The organism is Amycolatopsis vastitatis (assembly GCF_002234595.1).
GTDB lineage: Bacteria > Actinomycetota > Actinomycetes > Mycobacteriales > Pseudonocardiaceae > Amycolatopsis > Amycolatopsis vastitatis.
In genome coordinates, this window is record NZ_NMUL01000077.1 from 1 (window position 1) to 24488 (window position 24488).

The window sequence follows — 24488 nt, forward strand, 5'->3', positions numbered from 1 at the left end:
AAGAGCTCGCAGGCCCCGCAGAAGCGGACCCAGCACGGTGCCGTCGTCAAGGGTGCCGACACCGACTGGCAGCCGAGGAATGTCGTCACTGGTGCGTGCCGTAGCGGCCGCTACGGCCCTGCCGATTGCTTCCTCGGTGGCGAGCGCCAGACCGGGGATGCGCCGGGGGAGTTGGTGGTCGTTGATGGTGCTCACGGGTGCCTCAAACGGTGATCTCGTTGAACAGGTTGATGGCCAGCAACAGCAGGAGAGTGACGCTGCCGGCGGCGATCGTGAGGAACGCGGCCCCGAGGACCAGCAGCCGCAGGATGTGCCCGCGCGTCGTGGGCACCGGTCTCCGGCGCGGGGGCGAACGGCTCCTCGTGGCTGCTCCCGCACGCGGTTGTGCCGGTGAGCATGGCGGCGAGCAGCAGCGGCAGCGGGCACCGCTGGGCGCATGTGGCGAAGTGACGGTGGGTGGGCACAGTGGACAGTCCTCACAGTTCGACGAGGCGGGGCTGGCCGGGGCGGCGGGGAGGGCGGCCGGGGGATGGCGGCGCATCGGGAATACGTGGAGGCCATCGCTGCCGGGGATCTCGACGGGCTCGTCGGCCTCGAAGCCATGCCGGACGTAGAGCTGCGCCGCGCGCGGAGCCTGCAGGGCCACCATCGGCCGCACCGGCCGCCGGCGGTCGGCCCAGGAGAGGTAGGAACTCAGCAGACAGCTCCCGAGTCCGCGGCCCCGCTCGGCGGAGGCCAGCAGGTCGAGGTGGTGATGCGGCATGATGGGGGTCGTGGCCGCGAAGACCTCGTCCAGCGCGCGGAATCGTGGGTAGTACGGGCCGGTGATCGAGCGCAGCGCGGCGTCGTAGCCCGGCGGGTCGACCGGCTCACCGCCAGGGTGGACCGTCCACAACGCGGTGGCGACCAGGCGGCCGGTCTCCCGGATGCCGTACAGCCGCCCGGCGCCGGCGAGCGCGGCCCGGATCACGAAGGCGAACTGCTCGCGCAGGCACCGCTCCCGCTCGGCGGCGTCGTGGGGCACCAACCACCGGGCGATCGCCAGGTCGACGAACGCGCCCGCTTTGACGGCGCCGGCCTCGACGGTATCGATCGGCCGCAGGGGCTCGACACGGCTGGGCATGGTCATCAACGGTCCCTACCGGCCGGCGCGCTGGAGCAGTCCGGGCGTCGCCGGTGCCACAGCGACCAGCCGACTCCGACGGCGAACACGACCGAATAGGTCAGCTGCACGGCCAGTGGCAGCGGCGAGTCCGGGCCGACGCCGAGCAACGTGTCGAGATGGACCATCACGACGGCCGAGATGGCGACGAGCACGATCGTCGCGGGGATCGCGGCGGTCACGGCCCAGCGCCGATGCACCGGACTGAGGTGGCCAGCCGCCCCATTGCGGTCGTCCAGCCTGGCGGCAGGGGCGCCCACATCGGTGATCTCGGACGCCCCCGGGCGGTGGCGCAGCAGGATGACGGCGGTGGCCAGCGCGGTCAGGGCGAGCAGGGCCAGGATGCCGACGGCTCCGGCAGTGCCCCCGACATAGAACAGAACGGTGACCGGGTCGGCGCCAAGAATAGAGACCAGGATGATCGCGGCGATCGCGAGGACGGTCTGGCTGAGCGAGGCGACGATGGCGCTGCCATGGCGCCGACCGACCCGGCCGAGAAACTTCGGCGCGGCGTGGTCGCGGCCGAGGTACACCGAGTACAGCGACGTCGCGCCGTGGAAGCTGATCGCGCCGGCCACCAGGCTGCCCGCAAACAAGACCTGCACGATCGTGGCCGCCAAGTCGCCCAGGTGCGACCGCGCAGTGTTGACAAAGAGAGCGCCTGGGTCCGCCTGGGCAGCGGTGACGACACCATCGACGCCGAGAGTCACGCTCAACCCGGCCGGGGCGGCGACATAGAGCACGGTGAGGACCGCGATGGTGGCGACGGTCGCGCGGGACACCCCGCGGTGGCCGTCGCGGGCGTCGCGGGTGTGCACGACGGTCAATTCCGTGCCGATGTAGCCCAGGACAGCCAGCGCGAGCTGCGCGCCGACCACCGAGGTGCCCCTGGTCAGCTGATGCAGATCCAGCGCATCCAGCGGGCTGGTACCGGCGGCCGGGTGGAGCAAGTTGGCAACGGTGACCACGATGATCATGAGCACCTCGCAGGTCACCAAGACCAGGAGGAACTTGGTGCCGACCTCGATCTTGAGCAGGCCGAGCCACCCCACCAGCAGGACGGCCGGGAGGGCAACGGCCTGCCAGGGCACCGTGACCCCGAGCAGGCTCGACAGCGGCGGCCCGAGGATGGCGCCGATAAACCCGTAGAGCCCGACAGTGAGGGCCGTGTAGGCGGCCACGGCGACCCAGCCAGCACCGACGCCCATCGGCCGGCCCAGGCCACGGCGGGCCAAATGGTAGAACGCGCCACTGGCGGTGTCGGCCGGGACCAGCCGGGATGCGGCCAGGTAACCGACGCAGAACAGCCGATACACCAACGCGATCACGACGAACAGGAGCGGGAAGTTCGAGCCAGTCTTCGCGACGGCGACCGTCACCACTCCAGCGACCACGGTGGTAGGGGTCGCAGCGGCCACCGTCCGACCGGTGATCGAACCGGTAGACAGCTGGCCGGCCGCGAGCGCGCGGTCGAGGCGTCTCGCGGGCGCGGAAGCGCGGCGACGCAGATCAGGCATGAGAAGACTCCTTGCACGCAACAGAGGCGGACCAGATGGGCCGCGAAGGGAACGTGGGCAGCTACAGCGGAGTGGCCACGCGGGCGAGGACATAGGCAAGCGCGTCGAACAGCGGATCCAGCTCCGTCGGGAACTCCGCGATGTCCAGCCGCAGCTCGATCTCACGTCTAATTCGAGATCACGGGCGTCGAGGCGAAGTTCTTTCAACCCGCGCCACAGGACGACGGCGGCAGTGGGCGGTTCGTCCGCAGTGCCGTGCACTTCCAGGTACCGGCGGGTCCACCGGATAGCCCGGGGATCGTTCAGGACGTACCGGGTTCGCCGCCGTTTCCGTTCCGCCTGGGCGGCTCCGTCTTGGGTCAGGCGCTGCCAGACCAGCGTGGTCGATAGGCTGTTGAGGGCGAGAAAGTCGAGCCACTTCACCGCTGGTTCGGCGTAGGGCACGGAGTGCAGGTTGCCGAGGATGTCGACCAGCGCGCTGTCGTCGGTCGATGCTGAGTTTGCCGGATAGATCCGGTCGTGGCTGAGGCGAATCTGACCTTGGAGGTGCAGTTCGGCCAGCAGCATGCACCCGAGGACGTGGGCGTCGCCGACGACCCGGCCGGTGATGGATCGCGCCGCCAGGTTGCCGGCTGCGAGCGCAGCATCGAGACCTGTCGTGGGCTGGATTGAACTGCGACGACTTAAGCGCAGGGGCATGAATCGACTCCTCGTGGGGATGAGGAACGGGCTGGATTACAGCGGGGTGGCCAGGCGTGCCAAGGCGTGGCTGAGCGCGTCGAACAGCGGTGTCAGGTCAGGCGGAAACGGCGCCGCTTCCAGCCGGGGCCTGAGCGCGGGCTTCATCTCGAGCGCCCGGTCGTCGATGCGCAGTTCCCGTAGGCCGCGCCACAGGACCACGGCGGCGTCGGGGACTTCAGCATCTTCGGTGACATGTTCCTCGAAGTGCTGGCGTGCCCAGGCGGTTGCGAGGAATGCGGTTAGGGCACGTCGCGGGCGACGTCGTAGCCACTGCTTCTGTTCCGGCTCGGCGACGCCGGCGATCACCAGACGCTGCCAGGCCCGCTCGGTAGCGCGGTGGTCCCGCGCGAGGAAGTCGAGCCATTTCCCGGCTGGCTGGGCGTATCGCTCTGCCTGGAGGTCGCTGAGCACGGCCGCGAGCGCGCCGTCGCAGTTGGTCGCCCTTCGGGCGGGGTAGATTCGCCCGTCTCGGCCAATGTCGATCTGCTGCTGCTGGTGCAGCTCGGCGAGCAGCATGCAGCCGACGATGTAGGCGACGCGGTCTTCGTCGTGGACCAGGGGCCGATGCATATCCCGGCAGAACATCGCCGTCAGCACGAGGTCGGCCAGCTTGTCGGAGCCGCGGTACCGCGTCACGGTGCGTCTCGGCGGTGACGGGCAGGTGCCTCGATTGGTCTGCGGCTGCGCCGACGTGTTGGCGGCGCGGTGGGACGACGCTGCCTGAGGAATGGGTGCAAGTGGCACCGGCGGTTGCCATGACGCTGTTGCCTGTCGTGCTGGAGACGCGACCGGATGGGGGAGCTGCCGCCGGGACCGTTGATCGGGCACCGCAGGTATCGGAAGTACTTCGGTGATGGCTTCGGCCAGCGCGAGGTCTGCAGGTGAGGGCCTTGTTTTGTGTTCCGGTCGCTTTGTGCCCTGGCCTAGCCGCCAGTCCCTTCGAGTGTCGGCGCGGCTCGGTACCTCGGTAGTGGATCCCGTTGGGGCAGCGACGGGCTGGCGTTGGGGAAGTTGGTTGTTAGCGTTCACCGGGGCCTCGTGGGGTGAGTTGGCTCAAGCGGCGTGGTGGCCGCCGGCCGCGGTGGGCAGGTGGTAGGTGTCGCGCGCGTCGGCCGACGTTGCGCGGGGTGAATCTGGGTCGTTCGCTGGTGCGGCACCGAGCCCGGGTGGCGCGGTGCCATGGAGGTGGGCCGGTTCGGGTGGCCCAGGCGGTGAAGGCTGTCGCGTCGACGAGCCGGATGCCGGCGAGGAGCGCGTAGTCGCGGGCTGCTTTCGTGAACGTCGACGTGGTCACCACGGCGGCGATGTCGGCGCGGTGAACGGTGAAGCACGTGCCGCCGAAGCGCTGCAGGTCCGGGCTGGTGACTTTGTTTGTGGTTGCGTACCGCTTTGCCTGGAGAACGACCTTGGCTCCGTCGGGGGAGTAACCGATGACGTCGGCACCGAGGTCGCCGGACCGGCCGGTGACGTAGACGGCGCGGCAGCCGTCGCGGACGCACAGGAAGGCCAGCGCGTTCTCGAACTCGGCCGGATCCATCGTGCGGTAGCGGCCGGCCTCTGCGGCTTGCATCAGCTGTCTGTGGCGTGTCCGCCGCCTGAGCTTCCACCGCACCAGGAGTCCGGAGAGGACGGTGCAGGCCAGCAACGAACCCGCGACCGCCGAGGTTGCGGGATGGCCAGCGACCCACAGGCCGACGGCACGCAAGGCCAGGGCCGTCAATACCAAAAGGAGCACCCGGCCGCGTCGGCGGTTCCTCGCCTTCCTAGCCATACAGCCGTCCTTTCCTCGCTGTCACAAGAGGGGGTCGGGACCCGTCACGCCGTCACGTGCCTGAGACGGGCGATCGGTCCTTCGACCTGCGGAAATGCGTCGTGTGACGGGTGTGACGCCGTTACGGGCGAGTCTCTGCGGGCCCTGTCGGCGGGCCTGGGGAAGCGGGCGGTGAGTCGCGCCGCGCCCTGTCACGCTGTCCCGCGACCAGTTCGGCAGCAGCGGCCGCGATCCCTTGCAGCGCGATGATGTGCGCCATGAGCCGGGCCAGGCCCAGCGTCGTGAGCCGAAGCTCGTCCTGGCCGCGTGAGTGCAGGTAGCCCGACGCGCGGAGGAACTGGAGATGGAGGTCGAGATCCGGGCCGGGGAGCCCGAGCGAGGTCTGGATCTCGCGCAATCGGTGCCAGTCCGTGTCCGCCAGGAGGCAGGCGACGAACAGGCGAACCGGCTGCAGGAGCACCGGGTCGAGATCGCTCCGCGGCGCTCCGGAGATTGATGCGGTCATCGCTTCGCCGCCGCTTTCCGGCCGAATGCGGGCAGCCTGCGGGAACGCGGGCGGCGGGGAAAGTCGCAGGCACGATTCGCAGGGCATCCCGCTGAGACCGTCCAGGAGTTCCAGTTGCCCCTGGGTGAACTCGATGCCGCACAGCGCCGTCAAACTTTCCGGCACGACGTGCTCGGCCCGAATCTCGAACAAGTGCGCCAGCCGGCGTGTTTCCCCGACGACGCCACGCCGTGGGCGCGCGATCACCAGGTGAACGGTCATCGCCGCCCCCGGAGCGCGTGTCGACCGGTGTTGTCCCAGCCCGGCGGGCGGCGGATCAGCCGACGCCACAGCCCGCGGCCGTGCCGTCGAGGCGGGGCGGGGCGACGAGTAGGCAGCTCCAGCGCGGCCAGGTAACCATGGCACCGCCCGCACGGCCGCGCGGGCGACGTCAACGTCGATGCGACCTCGACGACGTGCCCGCACACTGCTGGATACCGACCGCACCCCGCCTTCATCCCGGTCAGAAACTGCTCGTCGGTCACCGCATAGTCGCGCCGGTCGTGCGCACATCGATGCCAGCTCCCGTAGAGCTCCGCCACTTTTCCCGGCCGCTCGTAGCTCACTTGCAAACCCTTCGCCGCGTTACGTGCCGGCCTCGTCGGACACGACGGGAAGGCCGCCGAGCGCCCGCTGCCTGACCAACAACAACAGGAGTAAGATCTGAAATCAGCCTGACTTATAAGCTCATATCAGCGACAGGTCAGGAAAGGGACATGGCAGGGACATGCCGAGCTGTGTGAGCGAAAGGCGGAACGATGGCTGAGGATCTCGGCAAGGCTCCGCCGCGCACCGTGCTCGAGGTGAGAATTCGCGAGCGGCGGCAAACTCTCGCCGAGTTCGTGAACGCTGCGGAAGAGTTCGCGCGAAGCTTCGGTGAGCCAGGCACTCTCAGTGAACGGCACCTGAAACGGCTGATCGCAGGTCGCAGGCCGGATGGTGAGCCGGTCGGCCGGCCACGCCCGGCCACCGCGCGGTTGCTCGAGCGCATGTTCGGTCTGACGATCGATGAACTGCTCGGGCCGCCGGATACCGTCCAGCCGGAGGCGTCGACTCAAGACGACCTGCGCCAACGGCTCAGTGCGGCCCGCCGGGTGAACGCCGATGTGCTCGTCCTGCTTCACACGCAGCTCGCGACGGTTCGCAGGCTTGACCGGCAGTTAGGGGCGGCCATGGCGCAGGACGAAGTGTCGACCAAAATCAGGCAGCTGACCCGGCTGCGGTCGCACAGTCTGACCCCATCCGTCCGCGGTCAGCTCGCGGCGTTGCTCGCCGAGTTCGGGACCTTGGCCGGCTGGCAAGCGTTGGACATGGGGTCGGTGGCTGACTCGTGGCAGCGCTATGAGCAGGCGAAGGCGGCGGCATCCGAGTCTGACGACGTCGCGTTCGAGGTGCATTGCGCGGCTGAGCAGGCATTCGTGCTGATAGAGGTGCATGAGACCGCCTCGGCCGTCGAACTTCTTGCAGCAACCGAGCGCCGCGCGCAGCGCACCACCGGCCGGTTGCTCCGCGCTTGGCTCGCGGCCGCCAACGGAGAGGCGCTCGCAGCCGACGGCAGGCGCTCGGACAGCTTGCGCGCCTTCGATCGCGCCGCCGGGTTGCTGCCGGCCGACGCGTCGACGGCGGACGGCCCCTACGTCGTGCTCGACCCCGTGCACCTCGCTCGGTGGCGCGGGCACGCGCTCGCCCGGATCGGCGAACCGGAAGCAGTCGACGTTCTCTCCTCCGCGCTCAGCCGGCTTGATCCGTCCTTCGCCCGTGCCGAGACCGCGTTGCGAGTCGACCTTGCCACAGCGTTCTCGACCATGGGCGAGCGTGAACACGCCCGCGCTCACGCGACACGCGCACGTGCACTGGCTGCAGACATCGGGTCGGCTCGGCAACAACGCCGCATCGCGCGCCTCGATTCCGCTCTCGCGTCGCGATAGCTCCGGTCGCCCGCTACCGTCGAGCACGCTGGTCGGCCCGTAGGCTGCCGTTCGTGGCTGACGAACATGGGGCGTGGAAGACGTTCGGCGAACGGCTCGTCTACGACAACCGATGGGTCAAGGTCGGGCTCACCGACGTGGAGGCACCGAACGGCGAACGGTGGGACTACCACGTCGTTCACCTCGCGCGGATCGCCATCGCGATGATCGTGAACGAGCAAGAGGAAGCGCTTATGCTCTGGCGCTACCGCTTCGCCACCGAGCAGTGGGGATACGAACTACTCGGTGGGATGGTCGACGAAGGTGACGACTCGGCCGGCACGGCGGCAAGGGAAGCCGCCGAGGAGAGCGGCTGGCAGCCGATAGGCGAACCGGAGCACCTCGTCAGCTTCGAGCCGCTACCCGGACAAGTCACCGCGCCGGTCGACGTATACCTGTGGCGTTCGGCCAAGCACATCGGCGACCCGACCGACACCGAAGAAGTCGGCCGCATCGAGTGGGTGCCGCTTTCCCGCGTGAACGAACTGGCCCAGCGACAGGAACTGCTCGGGGCGGGCACCCTTGTGTCCCTGCTGTACTACCTGAACTCACGTCGGGTGTGATCCTCCTGGCAGAACGAGCCGTTCCAGCCGGCGACGAAGCCGCACGGACCCGACCTGGGAGATGATCCGCCGGGCCTGCTGAGCGTAGGCCCGGGCGGCTTCCCGGTCGCCGGCCGCGCTGTAGGCGAGGGCGAGATCCACGTAGACGGCTGCGCCGGCGCGGACGAATGACGTCGACCGCGCTTGCTCGGCCACGCGCTCGAGGTGGTCGATCGCCTCGGGAGCGCCGAGGTGGACCAGGGCGTTGCCGCGCCAGCGGTCGAGGTGACTACCGCCGAGGAAGACGAACGGCAGCTCGGGGTGAACCACCTCGTTCGGCAGGAGCGTGTCGGCTTCGTCGAAGGCCCGGAGTGCGTCATCCCGGTGGCCGGCGATCGCGTGACCTTCCCCTTGGGCTGCGGCGAGCCAAGCACGCAGAAGCTCCGGCGCTTGTTCTCCGATCGACCGTGACTCGGCGAACAGGGCGAGCGCGTCGTCGACGTGGCCGGCGTCGATCAACACGTAAGCCTGCTCGGCGGTCGCGTGCGCGAGCAACGAGGTCGAGCCGGACTCCATCGCCGCGTACTTCGCGCGTTCGTAGTGCGTCCACGCCCGGTCGAGCGCGCCGATGTCGAGCGAGTTCCAGCCGGCCAGCGTGGACGCCTCGACGAGCACGCCGGCCAGCGGAGCCCGGTCGCGGCGCAGGATCGTGTGCCTGAGCAGGCCTTCGACCTCGGTTATCTGCCCGCGTAGGCGTTCCAAGCGGGCGGCCGAACCGAACCGGCGGTCGGCGTGGCGGACGCTGATGACCTCTTCGCGGAAGAGTGAAATCGTCTGCTGGTCCACCCGACGGGCGATCACCAACCGCTCGGCCAGTTCGTCGCCGGAGGGGCCGGTGAAATCGCCGGAGGGAAAACCCAGGTCGTCGTCAGTTCGGCCGTAGATCTCGCGCAAGACAGCACGCATCGGCGGTTCGGGCATCACGTGCCCGTTCTCCCAGCGAGAGATGTCGGTCTTTCGGCTCGGGACTGAGCGTTCCGGCAAGCCGTGCGCCGCGGCTCGCGCGTTGATCGCGCGCGCCAGCTTCTCCTGGCTCCAGCCGAGCGCGTTTCGAGCCGCCTGCAAAGGGCTCGCCGACGTCATGTCGCATCTGCGCTATAGCGTCGCCGACCTCGGAAAATAACACGGGATAACACCGGCCGTGTCATCCGCTGCCAGCTGCCGTCAGGCAATGAAATGCCGTTTCTTGGTGGCATGACAGACGGCACCGAAAACCGGCGAGCAGCCGAGTCGGCCGACCACCGGAAGAGGTTCGCGCTAGCCGTGGGATGTCCCGTCACGGCGAAGCAGCTCGGTGAGATCGGCCAACTGCCTGGTGATCTGGGACAGGCGTTGTTCGATGAGGGCCAGTCGCGCGGACACCGCGTCTTCCATGTCTTCGCGCGGCTGCCCGAGGCCCGGCGGGATGCGGCCGTGCAGCACGGCGACCAGGTGCTGTGGGTGCAGACCGAGCGCACTGGCCAGCGCTTCGAGCGTGCGCTCGCTGCGCTTGCGCTCCACGGTGTGGTTCTGGATCTCCCGGACGATGGCCTGCGAGACCTGCGAGCGCTCGGCGAGCTCGCGCTGCTTCCAGCCGAGTTCGTGCACGCGCTGGTTGATCACCTTCGCGACCGCTGCCCAGTCTTCCGACACCCATTCCTCCGTGGTCCGCCTCAGCGCCGACATTAGCGCTTGACGGATTCCACGGTGCCGAGATTGACAACGCGTCGCGCATTTGGTCGATTTCTATCGCAGGCGGCGACTAAATCAGCTTGCTTTCACAGCTTATATCAGCGAATGTCGAAGGGTCTCTCCAGAATGAAGATTCACGACAGCGATCCGACCAGGACGAGTCGCTCCGACGCCCTCGCCCGGCTCCGCCGGTACGCCCCTGTGCCTGTCGACGTGCTGGCCGAAATCGTCTCGCGCGACGGCCTGTGCTTCTGGGCTTTCGACCGGGCCGACATGAGCGCCACGCCTGGGCAAGACCTGCCGGACCGGGAGCTGGCAGTCGGCATGTGCGCCGGCTGCCCGGTCACTGACCAGTGTCTGGAACTCGATCTGCGTACCGCCGGGCCCGCCACGATCGGAGTGTGGGGAGCGCTGCCGGAGAACGACCGGCGTGCGCTTCACCCGGTCTGGTTGCGGCACCGAGGAGGTGATCCGCGATGACTTTCTCGTTCACCTCTCCCCAGAGCCTGGTCGGCACAGGAGCCCTGCTCGTTCTGTTCGTGGTGTGGCGCTTCAGCGCCCGGAAAGCGCGACGTGCGGCCGAAGTGGCACGAGCGTCGGCACACATGGTGTCACTCGCCGGCCGGGTGGTGTTCACGGGCGCGGCGCTCATCAGCGTTCAGTGGCTGGTGATCACCCATCCCGGAAACACGACATTGCTGCTCGTGGTCCTCGGGGTCCCGGACTTGATCGCTTCGTACGTGCTGACGCGCGCGCTCACGGTGACCTCCGTCGATTCGATCCACCGGGGTGGTCGCCGATGAGGACGAGGGACCAGGACTCGCTTCCGGCGACCACATCCACGCCGAGCCGAGCAAGCCGGCTGGCCGACGACGCAGCCGAGGCGGCTGACGTCCGGCAGTGGCAGACCCATCCCGACGTGGTTGCTCTGCAAGTCGAGCGAGTACGTGCACAGGTCGACCGGCTGTGCTGGGCGGGGATCATCCTCGGCCTGGCGTTCACGACAGCCAACGTCCAGTGGTTCGCGGCCTCCGGGGCCGAGCCCGGGTCGCTGCCGTGGCTGACGGCATGGCTGCTCGACCCGACGGTGTGCCTGCTCCTGCTCGCAATCCTGCGGGCGGAGCAGGTGATCGCGCGGTACCAGGTGCGGACCGGCCGGTGGGTGCGTGCGGCGAAGTGGCTCACGCTGTCCGCCACGTATGTCATGAACACGTGGTCGTCGTGGTCGGTCGGTTCGCCAGCCGGAGTGGTCCTGCACTCGGTGCCGCCGCTGGTCGTGTTCGTCGCCGCCGAGGCGGTCACCGAATTGCGCGACAAGCTGACCGAGGCCGTTAACGTCGCGTACAGCACCGCCATGACCTCGACGGACGTTCGTGAGCCGAAGGTGCCGCGACGGGAACCGCCGGCCAAGCGGCGTTGGTTCGCCGACTACCTCGCCGCCGCCCGGCATGCCTGGACCCCTGAAGTCGTGGTGACGCCGGCTTGGGTGCGGGAGGCCACCGGCTGTTCACGCGGTCTGTCGTCCCGGCTCGCGGCCGCGCTTTCCGCGGAGATCACCAGGGAGGTGGGCGATGTCCGCTGAACCGAACTGGGACGTCGAAGATCCCGCGATGACAACCCGCGCGAGCGGGCGCGCCATCGAGCATGTGGGGCCGGTGCTGGAAGGGCAACTGATCGACGACACGCTGCCACAGCCACAGCGTCGCGAGCGAACGGAATCCCGACGGCGGCAGGTGGCCAAGGACTTCGTCGCTGCGGTGGTGCGCTCGCCGCTTCGGTTCCTCGGAGCCGTGTTCCGAGGAGTTCTGGCGGCTGGACGGTTGTGGCGTCGTTGGGTGAGTGTGCGCGATTACCGTGAGGCAGCCGAGCAGGCCGAGAAGCTCGCGGACAAGTTCGCCGACATCCGTGCCCTGACGCTCTTCCGCTGGAAGGTGACCGGTGCGGTGCTGGCTGGGGTCTCGATCGGGCTCGCGGTCCTCGACCTGCTGTACGGCGTCCTGGTCCTGTGGGTGGCCGGCGGCGTTGTTGCTGTGGCCTTGGCGGTGTTCGGACGGCGCAAGGAAGGAAGCCCGGGCCGCAAAGCCGTGTTGTCTGGCTCGCGGACGGCGACGTGGACGATGGATCCGGACGTGCTGGTGGAGGCGTTCCGCGGCGCGAAGCTGATCGGCAAGGACGAGACGTTGCGCCTGGTCGAGCGGGCGACGCGGGTGAGCGGCGGTTGGGCGGTGACGGTCGACCTGCCGGCGACGCGCAAAGCCTCGGACGTGATCAAGAACCGGGACGCGCTGGCTTCGGCGCTGGCCGTCGACGAGGTCCAGTTGATCGTGGACCGGGTCCGCGGCGCGGGCGGGCACGCTGGGCGGGTTTCGCTTTGGGTTTCGGATCGTGATCCGTATTCCACGCCCGCAGTCCGGACGCCGTTGTTGGACGTTTCCCGGTGGGACGCTTGGAAGCCGTTGCCGTTCGGCCGGGACGCGCGTGGCCGCCGGGTTGACCTGCCCATGGTGGGGACGTCGCTACTGGTGGCAGCGATCCCGAGACAAGGCAAGACGTTTGCGGCGCGGCTGGCCGCGGCGGGGTTGATCCTCGACCCGCATGTGCGGTTGTACGTCGCCGACTTCAAAGCGGGCAAGGACTGGGCGGCTGCCGCACAGGTCGCGCACCGCTTCGTGGCCGGTGACGAGCCCGAGCATGTGCTCGCGCTGCTGGAGTGGTTGCGGGAGCTGATCGCCGAGGTGCAGGGCAGGTATCGGCGAATGCGCGATCTGGACGACGTCGTGTGCCCGGAGTCGAAGGTGACGCCGGTGATCTCGCGGGATCCGGATCTGGGAATGCCGATCACGGCGGTGTTCATCGACGAGGTGCAGGTGCCGTTGGACGACCGATCCCCGGTGAAGGACGGCGACCGCCGGTTGCCGGCGGGGGAGTGCGTCGGGGAGGCGTTGACGTGGCTGGCGAGGAAGGGACCGGCGGCGGGGATCGTTCTGGTCCTGGCGACGCAGCGACCGGATTCCCAGACGATTCCGCCGGGGTTGCGGGCGGTGCTGGGTTCGCGGTTTGCGTTGCGGGTGATGGATTGGCGTGACAGCAATATCGTGCTGGGCGATCAGATGAACACGCGTGGGTTCGACAGCAGTCGTTTGCTGGCGTCGCACAAGGGCGTGGGAATCCTGCGTCCGGACGGCGACGCGGACGAGGTCGCGTTGACAGTCCGGACGGACTACATGCCGAACGAGGATTGGCAGACGATCTGTAGCCGTGGTCGGGATCTGCGGTGGGCGGCAGGTACGTTGAGCGGTCAGGCGGTCGGCGAAGTAGCGGACCGGGTGATCACCTCGGTGCAGAAGTTGCCTGAATCGCTGCTCGCGGTCGTCGAGTATCTGGCTGTGAATGATCGGAAATTCGTCCCAACAGCGGAGCTGGTCGGTGCCTTGGGCATCGATGCGAGGACGTTCGCGGAGCAGATGTCGGAGCTGGGATGCCCTCCCACGCGGCACCGCCTGCCGGGGTCGGATGGCCGACCTCAGCAGGTCCGCGGATATCTGGCCGCCGAGATCAGGCGCGCGGTCGAGCGGAACGGTCGTGCTGCCGATTGTGTGAGTTCGAATCTTAGGCGCGGTTCCGTCCAGAACCCAACGGCTCGAAAAAGCCTGTGAACTGCAGTTTTTCGGCGTAGTTGATGTTAAGCGGTGCCGACGAGGTGGTTCCTCGTGACATCGTTGAAGCCGGAGAGTGAGGAGGCGTCACTCTGGGTTCAGTGCGCGTATACGACCCTGGTGGCGGTGGGCGCGGCGTACGCGTCGTATCGGCACGGTCGCGACTTCGCGCTGCGTTTCGGCGCTGATGCGGCGACAGCCGCGATCTGGCCGTTGATCGTGGATGGCTTGCTGACGATGGCGACGGTTGAGCTGTGGAAGCCGAGCGATGGGCGGCGGTGGGCTGCGTGGACGGCGTTCGGCTTCGGTATCTCGCTCTCGTTGTGCGCGAACATCGGCTCGGCGCCGCGGCTGACGGTGTTCTCGATCGTGGTGGCCGCTTGCCCGCCGCTTGCTCTGCTCCTGGCGGTGGAGTTGCTGAACCGGGCGCTGGAGCGCCATCGAGGCGATCGCCATGGACCGTCGTCTGACAGCATGGCTACCTCGGACGAGCTCGTCGTCCAAACGCAGGAAGTTGCTTGCTCCAGCGTTTCGGATCGGGAGTTCTCGCCGCCGGTCGTCGAGTCGGCTGAGCAGCAGATGTGGGCCTTCTACCTTGAGGAGCAAGCTGCGGGACGGACTCCGACGGGAGCGGATCTTGATCGTGTCGCGGGCACGAACAACTACGGCCGTCGGGTGCTGCGGCGCTGGCGTGTGACTGGTCGGGGCCCAGGCGGGGCCATGGCGCCGCCTGGGCCCAGCAGCGTTGCGCCGACCGCACGTGCTGTCGCCTGTCGGTGAGGGGCATACCGACTTGCTGGAATCCACGCTCACCAGCTCTTGGCCCTAGCCGGCGCGTGAGCCGCCAGTTGGCAGCCGGTGGGTGGTGGTCATGGTGACCCGTATCGCCGGTCGTCCGGCCCTTTCCAACGGTCTCGCGGCTGCCCTGGCGTCCCCACGCGTCCCTGGTAATACCTTTTATCGGGGCACGGAGGCCGTGCGGTGGTACGCCGTGCTGGTCAGCGCTTGTCCTGTCTCATCGTAGGTGACCCACGCCCGGGTCGGTGGCCCGGCGCCCCGCGGACCTGACCCCTGTCTTACTCAAGTTGGCCTCGTACCAGGATGCTCACCCAGACGCTGCCCGAGCTGGTCCAGTCGCAGCGCCGGTTCTCCGCGCATCGGGAGATCCAGGCCTGCACGCGCTGCAGCCGCCGGCACCGCGGCGGCACCGTGCTGATCCACCCCGCCCGGCATCAGCACGTCTGCGTCCGGCACAACATCTGGCTCGGCACGCTCGGCCCCGACTCCTCCAGCTGGATCCAGCACCCCGGCCCGGTCGACGTCAGCGCGCTTCCGGAGATCCAGGCCTCCGTCCCGGCGCCACCAGCATCTCCCACCACGATCCAGTGGCCTTCGCCGTCTGCTATCCCGAGATCATCATGATGGCCGGCGTGCTGGCCTCGCCCTACTGGCAGGCAGTCGCCGCTGAACCGTTCGCCGACCGCTCGGCCTTCACCGAGATCGACCGCCGCCTGCGGGAGTGCGGCGAGCGGTTCGGCAACATCTGGCCGACCAAGCGCCATCCCCGACCAAGCGCCATCCCCGACCTACTGGGCCGACGGGTTGCGGCTGGACAAACAGCGACGCCAGCGCGCCGCCGAAGTTCCACCGCGCTGGTCACGGACGCCAGCCGCTCACGCTGGAATCGGCGTCGGCCTATGACGTCTCGTCGAACTTTGGGCAGGCTCACGAACGCGACCAGCTATAACGGGAGCGGCGAAGCACACGCTCGGCGCCGACGTTGCGTCGACGGCAAACCGGTGCCTCCGCGGGTCTCCGAGATGCTCACGGAAGGTCCAGTGCGACGGAATCGCCTGGATTGTCGAGTTCGTTGAGTTGCCGTTGGACGCGTTCGGCGTCCGCAGTGCGGTCCTGTTTCCGGTACAGCTGCAGCGCTTCCTGCCAAGAAGCTAGTGCTTCGTCGAACTGGCCTAGTGCAGCGTGTGGGTGCCCGAGGCGGTCGAGAACATCTGCGGCCGCGTAATTGTCGCCGAAGTCTCGGAAAAGGATTAGAGCGCACGTGTAGCGATTGATAGCCTGGGCGTACTGGCCGGTGCGCTGATCTATGTAACCCAAGACGTCGAAGGAATTCGCTTTGTTGTGGGGATTTTTGTTGTACCGGTGCAGAGCGAGCGCGAGTTGGCAGTGCTCACGGGCGGTGTCGTAATCTTCTAAGCGGGCGGAGTACCAGCCGACCGCGTTGAGTGCGACGGCTTCCCATCCGGGCCGGTTGAAGTGGCGGTAGAGATTCAGAGCGCAACGTGCGTGTTCGAGTGCCTGTTGGTCGTCCCCCTGATGTTCCCATGCCCGCGTCAAGGCCCGGTGGGTGTGGGCTTGTTGAGCGAGGTCGTGTTGTTGCTCGGCGAGGGTCAGAGCCCGATGTAGGTGCGCGAAGGCCTCCCCGTGCTGCCGCAGGTCGGCGTGTATATAGCCGAGGGTGCGGTAGATGCGGATGCGGGTGGTGAGGTCAGGTAAGTGAGCAGCAGCGTTGGCTGCTGCCTGCCACACGGCGAGCTGGTCGTGGGTGTATCCCCGCATTCTCTGGAATGTGCTAAGGCTCCAGGCGAGCAACCAGACGGTGGGGTACCACTCGTAGGTTGTGGCGGTGTGCTGGGCGGCGAGTAGGCATGCATACTCGGTTTCGAACCAAGCTAACGCTGCTGCGGTATTAGGCAACAGGCAGGGGTGGACGCCGGCGGCGAGTGCATTGAGTCGTGGAGGATCGCGGTCGGAGTCAAGCGACTGTTCCGCGGCATGGGCGGTGTGGGTGTAGAAGTCAATGATCCGCCGCAGTGCACCCGCTCGTGTTTCAGCAGAGATGTTGGCGGCGACGCTGATGGCATACTCGCGGACGAGGTCGTGCATCGCGTACCTGGTATGCGGCCGCCGTGCGATCAGCGATGCCTCTTCCAGCGCCGACAGCGCCTTGTGTGCGCTTGCTGACGGGAGGTCGATAAGGGAAGCTACGGCGGGCAGGGCGGTGTCAGGACCAGGGGCGATGCCTAGGAGCCCGAAGAGGGTGCGCTGTTGGTCGTTGAGGTGGCGTAGGGACCAGGACAGCACGGTGGGCAGGCTTGCGGCGGGCTGGCCGGAATCCAGAGCGTCCAGGCCGAGGTCGCGCAAGTCGGTGACGAGGTCGTCCAGCAGTTCCGGGGCAGTGCGGATACGGGCTGCGATCAGGCCGAGCGCAAGCGGGAATCCGCCACATAAGCCGATTAGCTCGGTGAAGGCCTGCTCCGCGTCGGCGGTGACGCAACCGTGGGCGTCCTCGAGCGCGGTGGTGAACAGGGTGCGGGCTTCGGTCTCGCTGAGTACGTCGATGCGCACGGGGCGGGCACTATGGCGGGTGACGAGGCCGCGGAGCCGGTCGCGGCTGGTGATCAAGACTGTGCAGGTGCTGCCTCCGGCAAGCAGCGGCTCCACATGTTCGGGCGTGGCGGCGTTGTCCAGCAGGATCAGCATCCGCTTGCCGGTGGTCCGGGTACGGTAGAGCGCGATTCGGGCGTCGAGCTCGGTGGGCTGGTGGTCGCGGTCGACGCCGAGGGCAGCGAGGAAGTCTGCCAGCACGTCGACAGCGTGGCGAGGCTCGCCAGAGCTGAAGCCGCGCAGGTCCGCCGAGAGCTGCCCATCGGGGAAGTGGTGCAAGTTTCGGTGTGCCCAGGTCAGGGCGAGCCAGGTCTTGCCGATGCCGCCGGTGCCGCCGATCGCCGAGATCACCGCTGTCCCGCCGCCACCCAGGCTGACTCCGGGCGAGGAGCCCTCAGCCGCGTTGAGGGCGCGGTCGAGCTCTGCCAGCTGATCGGCGCGGCCGACAAAACTCGCCGGCGCCGCGACCAGCTGCTGCGGTACCGAGCCGGCCGCGGGGTTCGGCGGTGTGGTGTGGCGGGCGAGAAGTTCGAAGGCGAACGCCGCGGCGTGGCTGGATGCGGTGGGCTGCCAGTGCGCGTCGGCGGTTTCGGTTTTGCCCGAGAGCAGGTCGGAGATGCCGCGCACGACCAGGGCCTGGACGGTGTCGTTGACGTAGGTGCCGTGCAGGAACCCGTAGCCCTCCATTTCGACCGCGGCGGCGTCCCCGCAGTAGGTGGCCAGGTAGCGGGCGGTGGCGGCGTTCTGGTCGGCGATCACTTTGCTGCCCGCGGCGATCGGCTTGATCACCGCCTTCGGCGCCGGGTGTGGGGTGGTGGGCAGGATGCGGTGCTGCCAGGCGTCGTCCCGGGCCACGGCTTTCGCGCGTTCGATCAGCCGGTGGGCCGGGGCTTTGGTCTTGATGCGGGGCAGGAATTCGCTGGCGGTGTCCTTTCCGGACTCGTAGTCGTAGATCTCGTCGGCGACCACGACGTCTCCGGGTTCGACGTCTTTGCGTCCGCCGGCCACGCCGACGAACAGCACGATCTGGGGATGGAACACCGAGATCGCGCGTTCGAGTTCGATCCCGGCCTGGGTGTTTCCGGCGCCGGTCTGCGCTAGTGCGACCACCCAGCGTCCGTGGCCGGTTGCGAAGGTGCCGACCTGGTAGAGGGTGCCGTTCTTCTCGCGTTCGTCGAAGGGGCCGTCCAGGTGCTCGCGGACTGCGCGGTACTCGACGTCGAGGGCGGTGCAGATCACCGCGGTGCCCAGCACGGTGTCGTTGCTGGTGGTCATGGCATCCTCCGCGTGCTCGTGCCGGTGGTTGAGCGAGTGCGCAGTGCTGGTGTCGGGTTATGGGGTTCTCGGGTGGCGTTCGTGGAGCAGGGCGGGGTGCAGCCGGGTGGCGGGTCCGGCGCGGAACAGCGCGGCCGGGCGGCCGCCGTCGGTGGCGGTCTTTTTGCCGGTCGGGATGAGGAAGTCCTCGGCGCGGGTGACCTTGCGGTGGAAGTTCGAGGGATCCAGCCTGGCGCCCCAGATGACCTCGTAGACCGAGCGGAGCTCGGCGATGGTGAACTCCGGCCGGCAGAACGTCGTGGCCACGGTCGTGTACGAGAGGCTGTCGCGGGCATGCTCGACGGCGTCAGTGAGCATCCGGTGGTGATCGAACGCCAGCTCGTCCGGCTGGGCCAGCAACTCCTCGGCGGACCGCCACGTCGCGGTCGCGGCTCCGCCGCCGGCGGCGGGCAGGGGCAGGTCGGGCAGCAGCGCGACGTAGAGGACGGACACGATCCGGCCGCGAGGATCGCGGCCGGGGTCGCTGTAGGCGTGCAGCTGGCGGACGTGCAGGTGCGTGACATCCAGGCCGGTCTCCTGGGTCAGCTTGCGGTGCGCGGCATCCTCCAGCGTCTCCCCGGCCAGCAGGAAACCGCCCGGAAGGGCGGCTACTCCCTGGTGAGGCGGGGTGGCGCGCTCGATGACCAGGGCCTGCAGTGCCTGTTCGCGGACCGTGAGAATCGCCAGGTCGACCGCGACCGCGCACTGGGGCAGCTCCTGGATCCTCATGGCCAACACCCTACCTTCTTGTCCCATTGACCAGAAGAGGTCTCAGCGCTACCGTTCGAGGGACAGCAAAGAATTGTCAACATCACCAAAAGTGTCGCTCTGCGCTGGAAGCACTGCCGAACAGGCCGAAGCCAGGAGCAGAGCACCTCGGTCGGGAGGAGCGGACGGATGAAGGTCCTGTGCTCGGTACGCACCTTGTTCCTGCTTGCGATCTGGGCAGGCGGAATCGGCATGATCCTCGGCGTGATCCTGATCCAGTCGGTAACGCCGTCTCTTCACCGCGCCGGCACTACCGCGTACATCGGCGACGCACCGCGGGCCGAGGCGATCAGTCCCTCCGCTTCTGCTGGGATCACCTTCACTGAGACAAACCAGGAGCGGTGAACTCAATGAGACTGATGCCGTGCAGGTCAGAGGACGCGGTCCCGCATCAACTTCAGCGAGACAGGACAAGGGCTGTCCTAGCTCAGCGAAGGTGACGCCGACTCGCTCTAGGTGACGCCGCGGCTCAGCTACCTGACTCCCGGCTCAGTGAACCTGAATCCGGTCTGCCAACATCAGCTGTCCGACGACAGTTGATGTTCCTTTTCGCCAGTGAATCTTGCTCAACGTCGGTGCTCTGACAGCAAGTGCGCTCGCTGATGTCGGCAGGTCCTGATGCCGCGTGCCTGAACAGGCTGCATGTGGTCCGCCGACTGAGAAGCTGATGCTGGCGGGGACCTTGAGCCCTTCGCGGCCGACAAGTCCCGTCAGGCTCTGACCGCCGCGGCCACCGCCGCGTAGCCGCCCACCGTCGCGCCCAGTACCACCACGACCGCCTCTGCTGTGCCGGCCGCCACACTGCGCGCGGCCCCGAAGGCCAGGATCCAGCCGAGATTGAGCACCACGCCCAGCCCCAGTGTTGTCACAGGCCCCAGAAGCGCGACCACCCCAGGCCTCGCCAGCCCGGCCGCCGCGAACAGCGCCCAGGCCAGCGGCACCCACAGGACAATCAGCACCATGGGACCGCCCACCACCCAGACGAGGCAGCCCAGCTCCGAGCAGACCGCTCCCGACGACGCCAGATACAGCAACGCCAGACAGGCCACCCCGAGGCCACCGCCCACGGCCGCGGCCAGCAAGAGGTGACGGGGCGCGTTCTTCTCACCCGAATGACGGACCTGCGCGTCGGAGCTGGTGGGCATAAGGGCATCCTGGCCTGCCGCCACAGCTCAGGCATCCGTGGAACTACTCAGCCGACGTGCGGACAACCGCGGATTCGACACGATCACGCTGCCGTACCCGCAATTCTCCAAGCTCTCCGACGCACCCAGCTTCCGAGCGAGATCAGTTGACACAAGACGCTCCCTCCCAGGTTTCATAGATTCCGAAGCGCAGATCCGCCTTCTCAGCCTCGCCATTCAAAAATCCTCTCCGCTGGTCAACGACACCATGCCAGGAAGATCTTTTGTCACCGGACATCAGCGACTTCACTGGGCCTGTCCCATGATCGGTGTTTCCGGCGTTGTTGATCAGTAGGTTTCAGCTCCCGGCCAGCGGTCACCGAAGGTGATGGCGAAGGCGTTGATCACTGGCTTCCAGCGCATCGTCCATCGGGCGCGGCCTGTCCCGGTCGGGTCCAGACTGCGGGTCACAAGGTACAGGCGCTTCATCGCGGCCTGCTCGGTCGGGAAATGCCCACGTGCGCGAACCGCCCGCCGGTAGCGGGCGTTCAGCGATTCGATCGCGTTCGTGGAGCAGATCATCGTCCGTATCTCGACGTCGTAGCCGAGGAACGGCGTGAACTCATCCCAAGCATTGCGCCATAGACGAATCACCGCTGAATGCTTCGCACCCCATTTTTCTTCAAACTCGTCTAGAGCGGCCAACGCGGCGTCCGGGCTGGCTGCGGTGTAGATGGGTTTGATGTCGCGTTTCACCGCCTCCCAGTCCCGCCGAGACACCAGCCGGAAGGTGTTGCGGATCAAGTGCACGATGCAAGTCTGAACAATAGTTTGCGGCCACACGTTCGCCACGACGTCGGGCAGGCCTTTGAGCCCGTCGCAGACGAGGAAGAACACGTCCCGGACTCCGCGGTTCTTCAAGTCGATCAGCACGCTCATCCAGAACTTCGCGCCCTCACCGCCGCTACCCATCCACAGACCCAGGACGTCCTTGTGACCGTCCACGGTGACCCCGATTGCGGCGTAGACGGGCCGGTTGGCGACCTGCCCGTCACGGACCTTGACGTGGATCGCGTCGATGAACACAGCCACGTAGATCCCGTCGAGTGGGCGGCTGGCCCACTCCTGCATCTCCGCGACGACCTTGTCGGTGATCCGCGAAATCGTCTCCTTCGACACCGCGGCACCATAAATCTCGGCGAAATGCGCCGAAATCTCCCCGGTCGTCATTCCCTTCGCATACAACGACAGGACAATCTCGTCGACCTCGGTGAGCCGACGCTGCCGCTTCTTCACGATCTGCGGCTCGAACGTGCTCTCCCGGTCCCGTGGCACCTCGATATCGACCTCGCCCGCAGCGTCCGATATCACCGTCTTCGGCCGCGTGCCGTTGCGCACATTCGTCGACTCACGGCCCAGGTCGGCCCGGTTCTTCTCATGCCCGAGGTGCTCGGTCATCTCCTCGTTCAGCGCGGTTTCCAGCACGTTCTTGGTGAACAGCTTCAGCAACCCATCCGGGCCGGTCAGCGCCAACCCGCGGGCCTTGGCTTCGGCCACCATCGCCGCTGCGGCGGCCTGCTCCGGCGACAGCTCCCGCGCCGGCTTCGACTCACTCTTGCGTGGACTCACAAGCTCCGATGTCATCACTCACAGTGCCCATCTCGCCGGACCTCAGCCCGGCGTGTCGGGCCGGAAACACCGATCTTGGAACAGTCCCACTTCACTGAGTCGAGGACGCAGGGAGAAGCTGGGTGGCCGGTGGAGGACTGCGCGCGGTGGACGGTGGCCGCAGTGCGAGAGGATTGGGCGGGTTCGAGATGCCGAGGCCTTCGCCGCGACCGAACGGGCTTGCCGCGCGGTTGGCTGGCAGTACCGGCTGGTCACGGGTATGACCCGCTCTGGCTGGCGAATCTGCGCTGGCTGGCCAGCTACCGGCATGCGCGAAGCCGTGAGCCCGTTGCGGCCGTTCGCGGCGGCGCGGCCCGCGCGTCGCTGCGCAGATCAAGCACCTCTCCTCTCGCGCAGCATTCCTCGTGCTGCGTCAGGGCGAAGTGCTGGGCGACGCGGACGTTGCCCGCCGAGACGCTGAGCGCCTCGGCGGCCGACCGCGATGACCGGGGTGGCGGCGGGCTTGGTGCCGGGCTTTGCGGAAGGGGCACCGCATCCCAGCGAACCGCCGGCCGGATCGAAGGCCCGGAGGTGGCTGCGCGCACGATGTCCGGCGGCCCTGCTGTAACCGGAGGGGTCGGGAGGTGGAGCGACACGCTCGCACCTTTGTCGGACTGGGCGGCCTCCGGTTCGCGGCCGCTCGATTGGGGCCTTGGTGTCCCTGGTTCGCTACAGGCATCGTTGACCGTGTGGAATCTCGTGAGTTTCAGGTGCGACTGCCGTTCGACGTGCCGCCAGCCCGGTACGCGGCGATCGTCCATGCGGTCGCAGGAGTCCTCGATGCCGCCGACCTGATCGCCAGATCGTCGATTGTCGTGGACGATGTAGCTCGCGACGAGGATTTGAACCGTGAGTTTGACCGGTTCAGCGCCGAGTATCCGTGGGGTGATCTCTGATCGCAGACGCCTGCTGGCCAGGTAGCGCGCGACTCCGTCTAGCGCGGCTTGTCTCGGGTTGGCGACTGAGAGTTGGCGGCGGCCGACCGGCCATCCAGGCGGCCGGGCGTCGCTTAGGACGCTGCTGGACCGTACGGGTCGCCTGTGGTCGTGGAACCCAACTTTGCCGCGGCGACCCGGGCGTGTTTTGCGACCGCGGGCATCGGCGCACCGAACGGTAACTCGCGAACGAGGCCGAACCGATCATCGAGGTCCGCGACCGGCGACTGCTGGTCGTGCACAGGGACGTTGCGGCCTTCCCCGCGACAGATTGCGTGTGCCGCGAGGTCGGCTGGCTGTATCCGCTGGTCGCCGGGCAAAGCCGCCCTGGGTGTGACGTCCGCTGCGACCTGGTCCTGGTCGACGAGGTCCACAGCCTCAACGTGGCCACTCGGCCACATTCGGCTCAGAACCAGCTGGTGATGGTCGAGAGCAGCCTGCCGTACCACGCGGCGATCGCCGGAACGGCGAAGACGACGCTGCAGCCGGCGCGGCGACGCCGGCAACTCCGAGAGCGACGTGGTGGAATTGGTGTCACATCGTCTATTTTTAGAGTGCACAAAGCGGGCCCGGGATGCCGAATCGCGTTCCGGGCCCGTCCGCGCTGGTCGGCAGGTTCAGCTCACTGCTAGTCGCCAGAGTCGGCGACACCTCGCAGCAGCCCTGTGACCAGGCGGATCACAGCCGTGGTGATCACGAACCCGGCGACCTCGCCAGTGGCTTCCTTCGCCGCTGGGTGCTGCCGAAAAAACTGGCGAATTCGCGCAACAATCCTCATTTCAGCTCCACTCGTCCGGGTGTCGTGTGTCCTTCATTTTATCTGCTGAGTCCGGTGGTGACCATTGTTTACCGGTTTTGTAAACACTGGCTCAGGCGGTGGCTCGGCACTGCTGGGCGAGCCAACCCGGAGTCCGGCCGCGCCGTCCTGCGATGAGTGTGGTGGGTGGCGCCCGGTCCTGTCCTGCTTCGTCCGGCGGCCCGGGCGGTCGTCGGCGGGGTGGCGGCAGCGTCCATTCCGGCGAGCTGTGCGTGCCGGCGGGCGGAGGTGGGTGGGGGATGTGGCATCCGTTGATGCTGGCGCGTGTCCGGCAGCGCCCAGCGGTGTCTGGGGGTGGGACTGCACCGCGCGTTCGATGTAGCGCAGGTCTGGGCGCTGACCCTCAGTGGCCTGCCGCCGGCGCTGCGGGCGCTGTACCTGCCGACGCGGCACCAGCGGGTCGACGGCATGGGCGTGTTCCTGTTGCTAATCGTCGCGGCGGGCCTCGCCGACGACCTACTCTGCTGACGGGCAACGCGCGGCTGCAGTTGGTCCGCAGCGCGTGGTTCAGCGTGCTGATCGGCGGCTGGATGCTGGCGAGCCTCCGAATCGGGCCGCCGCGACGTCGTGGTCGGCCGGGCGGAATCCGTTGCCGGTCGCCTCGTAACCCAGGTGCCGTCCCACTTCCGCTGCCACGCCGCGGCGAGCCGGTCGAACGTTGGCGGTCCGTGACGCGGTGGGCCACGGGCAGGTATGGCGACGGCTGTACCGCCTCCGACTAGGTGTGACCCGGGTGTCGCTCGGCGTCCCGAAGCTCACGCCGTGTTAATCGAACACCGTCTACACCGAGATCATCCACCGAATCCGCGAAGGCGCTGGTCACCAG

23 protein-coding genes are annotated in these 24488 nt (G+C 67.7%); 11 read left to right on the top strand and 12 right to left on the bottom strand.

What is annotated here, in order from left to right:
- The 6 genes from CF165_RS52295 to CF165_RS53745 all read right to left on the bottom strand — a co-directional run.
- Positions 1-195 (bottom strand): hypothetical protein (locus CF165_RS52295; protein ID WP_205661194.1); only part of this gene is annotated, 195 nt, incomplete at its 3' end.
- A 7-nt stretch (positions 196-202) separates the two neighbouring features.
- Positions 203-1129 (bottom strand): GNAT family N-acetyltransferase, encoded by a 927-nt coding sequence (locus tag CF165_RS46385; RefSeq protein ID WP_093953990.1) that lies wholly within the window; start codon positions 1127-1129, stop codon positions 203-205.
- A complete protein-coding gene (locus CF165_RS50830) occupies positions 1129-3378 on the bottom strand; it encodes a hypothetical protein (RefSeq protein ID WP_143268854.1) in 2250 nt (749 codons plus the stop codon). Before CF165_RS50830 ends, CF165_RS46385 begins: the two co-directional genes overlap by 1 nt.
- A 36-nt stretch (positions 3379-3414) precedes the next feature.
- A complete protein-coding gene (locus CF165_RS46395) occupies positions 3415-4056 on the bottom strand; it encodes a GPP34 family phosphoprotein (protein WP_093953992.1) in 642 nt (213 codons plus the stop codon).
- 382 nt (positions 4057-4438) lie between these two features.
- The gene (locus tag CF165_RS46400; RefSeq protein ID WP_240522145.1) at positions 4439-4990 is read right to left on the bottom strand and encodes a restriction endonuclease; all 552 of its coding nucleotides are present in this window, start codon (positions 4988-4990) and stop codon (positions 4439-4441) included.
- Positions 4991-5312: 322 nt separating this feature from the next.
- Positions 5313-5957, bottom strand: a complete 645-nt coding sequence (locus CF165_RS53745; protein WP_338023716.1) for a hypothetical protein — start codon at positions 5955-5957, stop codon at positions 5313-5315.
- A 536-nt stretch (positions 5958-6493) separates the two neighbouring features.
- Here CF165_RS53745 and CF165_RS46415 point away from each other — a divergent pair.
- Together CF165_RS46415 and CF165_RS46420 are read left to right on the top strand one after the other, a co-directional pair.
- Entirely contained in the window at positions 6494-7663 is a 1170-nt protein-coding gene (locus tag CF165_RS46415; RefSeq protein ID WP_093953994.1) for an NsdA family TPR-like regulatory protein, read from the top strand.
- Positions 7664-7716: 53 nt separating this feature from the next.
- Positions 7717-8265, top strand: a complete 549-nt coding sequence (locus CF165_RS46420; RefSeq protein WP_093953995.1) for an NUDIX hydrolase — start codon at positions 7717-7719, stop codon at positions 8263-8265.
- Here CF165_RS46420 and CF165_RS46425 read toward each other — a convergent pair.
- Both CF165_RS46425 and CF165_RS46430 read right to left on the bottom strand, forming a co-directional pair.
- Positions 8251-9387: an NsdA family TPR-like regulatory protein gene (locus CF165_RS46425; protein ID WP_240522146.1), complete on the bottom strand. Its 1137-nt coding sequence runs from the start codon at positions 9385-9387 to the stop codon at positions 8251-8253. The two genes, CF165_RS46420 and CF165_RS46425, sit on opposite strands and share 15 nt — an antisense overlap.
- Before the next feature lie 174 nt (positions 9388-9561).
- On the bottom strand, positions 9562-9936 hold the full coding sequence (locus CF165_RS46430) for a helix-turn-helix domain-containing protein (protein WP_093954042.1): 375 nt from the start codon (positions 9934-9936) through the stop codon (positions 9562-9564).
- Between the two features lie 165 nt (positions 9937-10101).
- Between CF165_RS46430 and CF165_RS46435 the strand changes: the two genes are divergently transcribed.
- From CF165_RS46435 to CF165_RS46460, 6 genes are all read left to right on the top strand, one after another.
- A complete protein-coding gene (locus tag CF165_RS46435; RefSeq protein ID WP_093953996.1) occupies positions 10102-10455 on the top strand; it encodes a WhiB family transcriptional regulator in 354 nt (117 codons plus the stop codon).
- Positions 10452-10778, top strand: a complete 327-nt coding sequence (locus tag CF165_RS46440) for a hypothetical protein (RefSeq protein ID WP_093953997.1) — start codon at positions 10452-10454, stop codon at positions 10776-10778. The genes CF165_RS46435 and CF165_RS46440 overlap by 4 nt, the downstream gene beginning before the upstream one ends.
- Positions 10775-11557, top strand: a complete 783-nt coding sequence (locus CF165_RS46445; protein ID WP_093953998.1) for a hypothetical protein — start codon at positions 10775-10777, stop codon at positions 11555-11557. The genes CF165_RS46440 and CF165_RS46445 overlap by 4 nt, the downstream gene beginning before the upstream one ends.
- Complete coding sequence (locus CF165_RS46450) at positions 11547-13631, top strand: FtsK/SpoIIIE domain-containing protein (protein ID WP_093953999.1); 2085 nt, start codon at positions 11547-11549, stop codon at positions 13629-13631. Before CF165_RS46445 ends, CF165_RS46450 begins: the two co-directional genes overlap by 11 nt.
- Before the next feature lie 54 nt (positions 13632-13685).
- A complete protein-coding gene (locus tag CF165_RS46455) occupies positions 13686-14411 on the top strand; it encodes a DUF2637 domain-containing protein (RefSeq protein ID WP_093954043.1) in 726 nt (241 codons plus the stop codon).
- Positions 14412-14732: 321 nt separating this feature from the next.
- On the top strand, positions 14733-15053 hold the full coding sequence (locus CF165_RS46460; RefSeq protein ID WP_093954000.1) for a hypothetical protein: 321 nt from the start codon (positions 14733-14735) through the stop codon (positions 15051-15053).
- A gap of 402 nt (positions 15054-15455) precedes the next feature.
- Here CF165_RS46460 and CF165_RS46465 read toward each other — a convergent pair whose 3' ends face one another.
- Both CF165_RS46465 and CF165_RS46470 read right to left on the bottom strand, forming a co-directional pair.
- Positions 15456-18311 carry a phosphorylase family protein gene (locus CF165_RS46465; protein WP_093954001.1) on the bottom strand — a complete coding sequence of 952 codons (2856 nt, stop codon included), beginning with the start codon at positions 18309-18311 and terminating at the stop codon, positions 15456-15458.
- A 57-nt stretch (positions 18312-18368) separates the two neighbouring features.
- Complete coding sequence (locus CF165_RS46470) at positions 18369-19079, bottom strand: NUDIX hydrolase (protein ID WP_093954002.1); 711 nt, start codon at positions 19077-19079, stop codon at positions 18369-18371.
- Positions 19080-19247: 168 nt separating this feature from the next.
- On the opposite strand from CF165_RS46470, the gene CF165_RS46475 reads away from it, so the two are divergent.
- Positions 19248-19463, top strand: coding sequence for a hypothetical protein (locus CF165_RS46475; protein WP_093954003.1), 216 nt, complete (start codon positions 19248-19250; stop codon positions 19461-19463).
- 365 nt (positions 19464-19828) lie between these two features.
- Here the strand turns inward: CF165_RS46475 and CF165_RS46480 are convergent, their stop codons facing one another.
- Both CF165_RS46480 and CF165_RS46485 read right to left on the bottom strand, forming a co-directional pair.
- Entirely contained in the window at positions 19829-20263 is a 435-nt protein-coding gene (locus CF165_RS46480; RefSeq protein WP_093954004.1) for a hypothetical protein, read from the bottom strand.
- A 327-nt stretch (positions 20264-20590) separates the two neighbouring features.
- The gene (locus tag CF165_RS46485) at positions 20591-21886 is read right to left on the bottom strand and encodes an IS256 family transposase (protein ID WP_093954005.1); all 1296 of its coding nucleotides are present in this window, start codon (positions 21884-21886) and stop codon (positions 20591-20593) included.
- 713 nt (positions 21887-22599) lie between these two features.
- On the opposite strand from CF165_RS46485, the gene CF165_RS46490 reads away from it, so the two are divergent.
- Together CF165_RS46490 and CF165_RS51540 are read left to right on the top strand one after the other, a co-directional pair.
- Complete coding sequence (locus tag CF165_RS46490) at positions 22600-22806, top strand: hypothetical protein (RefSeq protein ID WP_143268855.1); 207 nt, start codon at positions 22600-22602, stop codon at positions 22804-22806.
- A 1150-nt stretch (positions 22807-23956) separates the two neighbouring features.
- The gene (locus CF165_RS51540; RefSeq protein ID WP_158226941.1) at positions 23957-24130 is read left to right on the top strand and encodes a DUF3159 domain-containing protein; all 174 of its coding nucleotides are present in this window, start codon (positions 23957-23959) and stop codon (positions 24128-24130) included.
- Positions 24131-24488 lie beyond the last annotated feature (358 nt).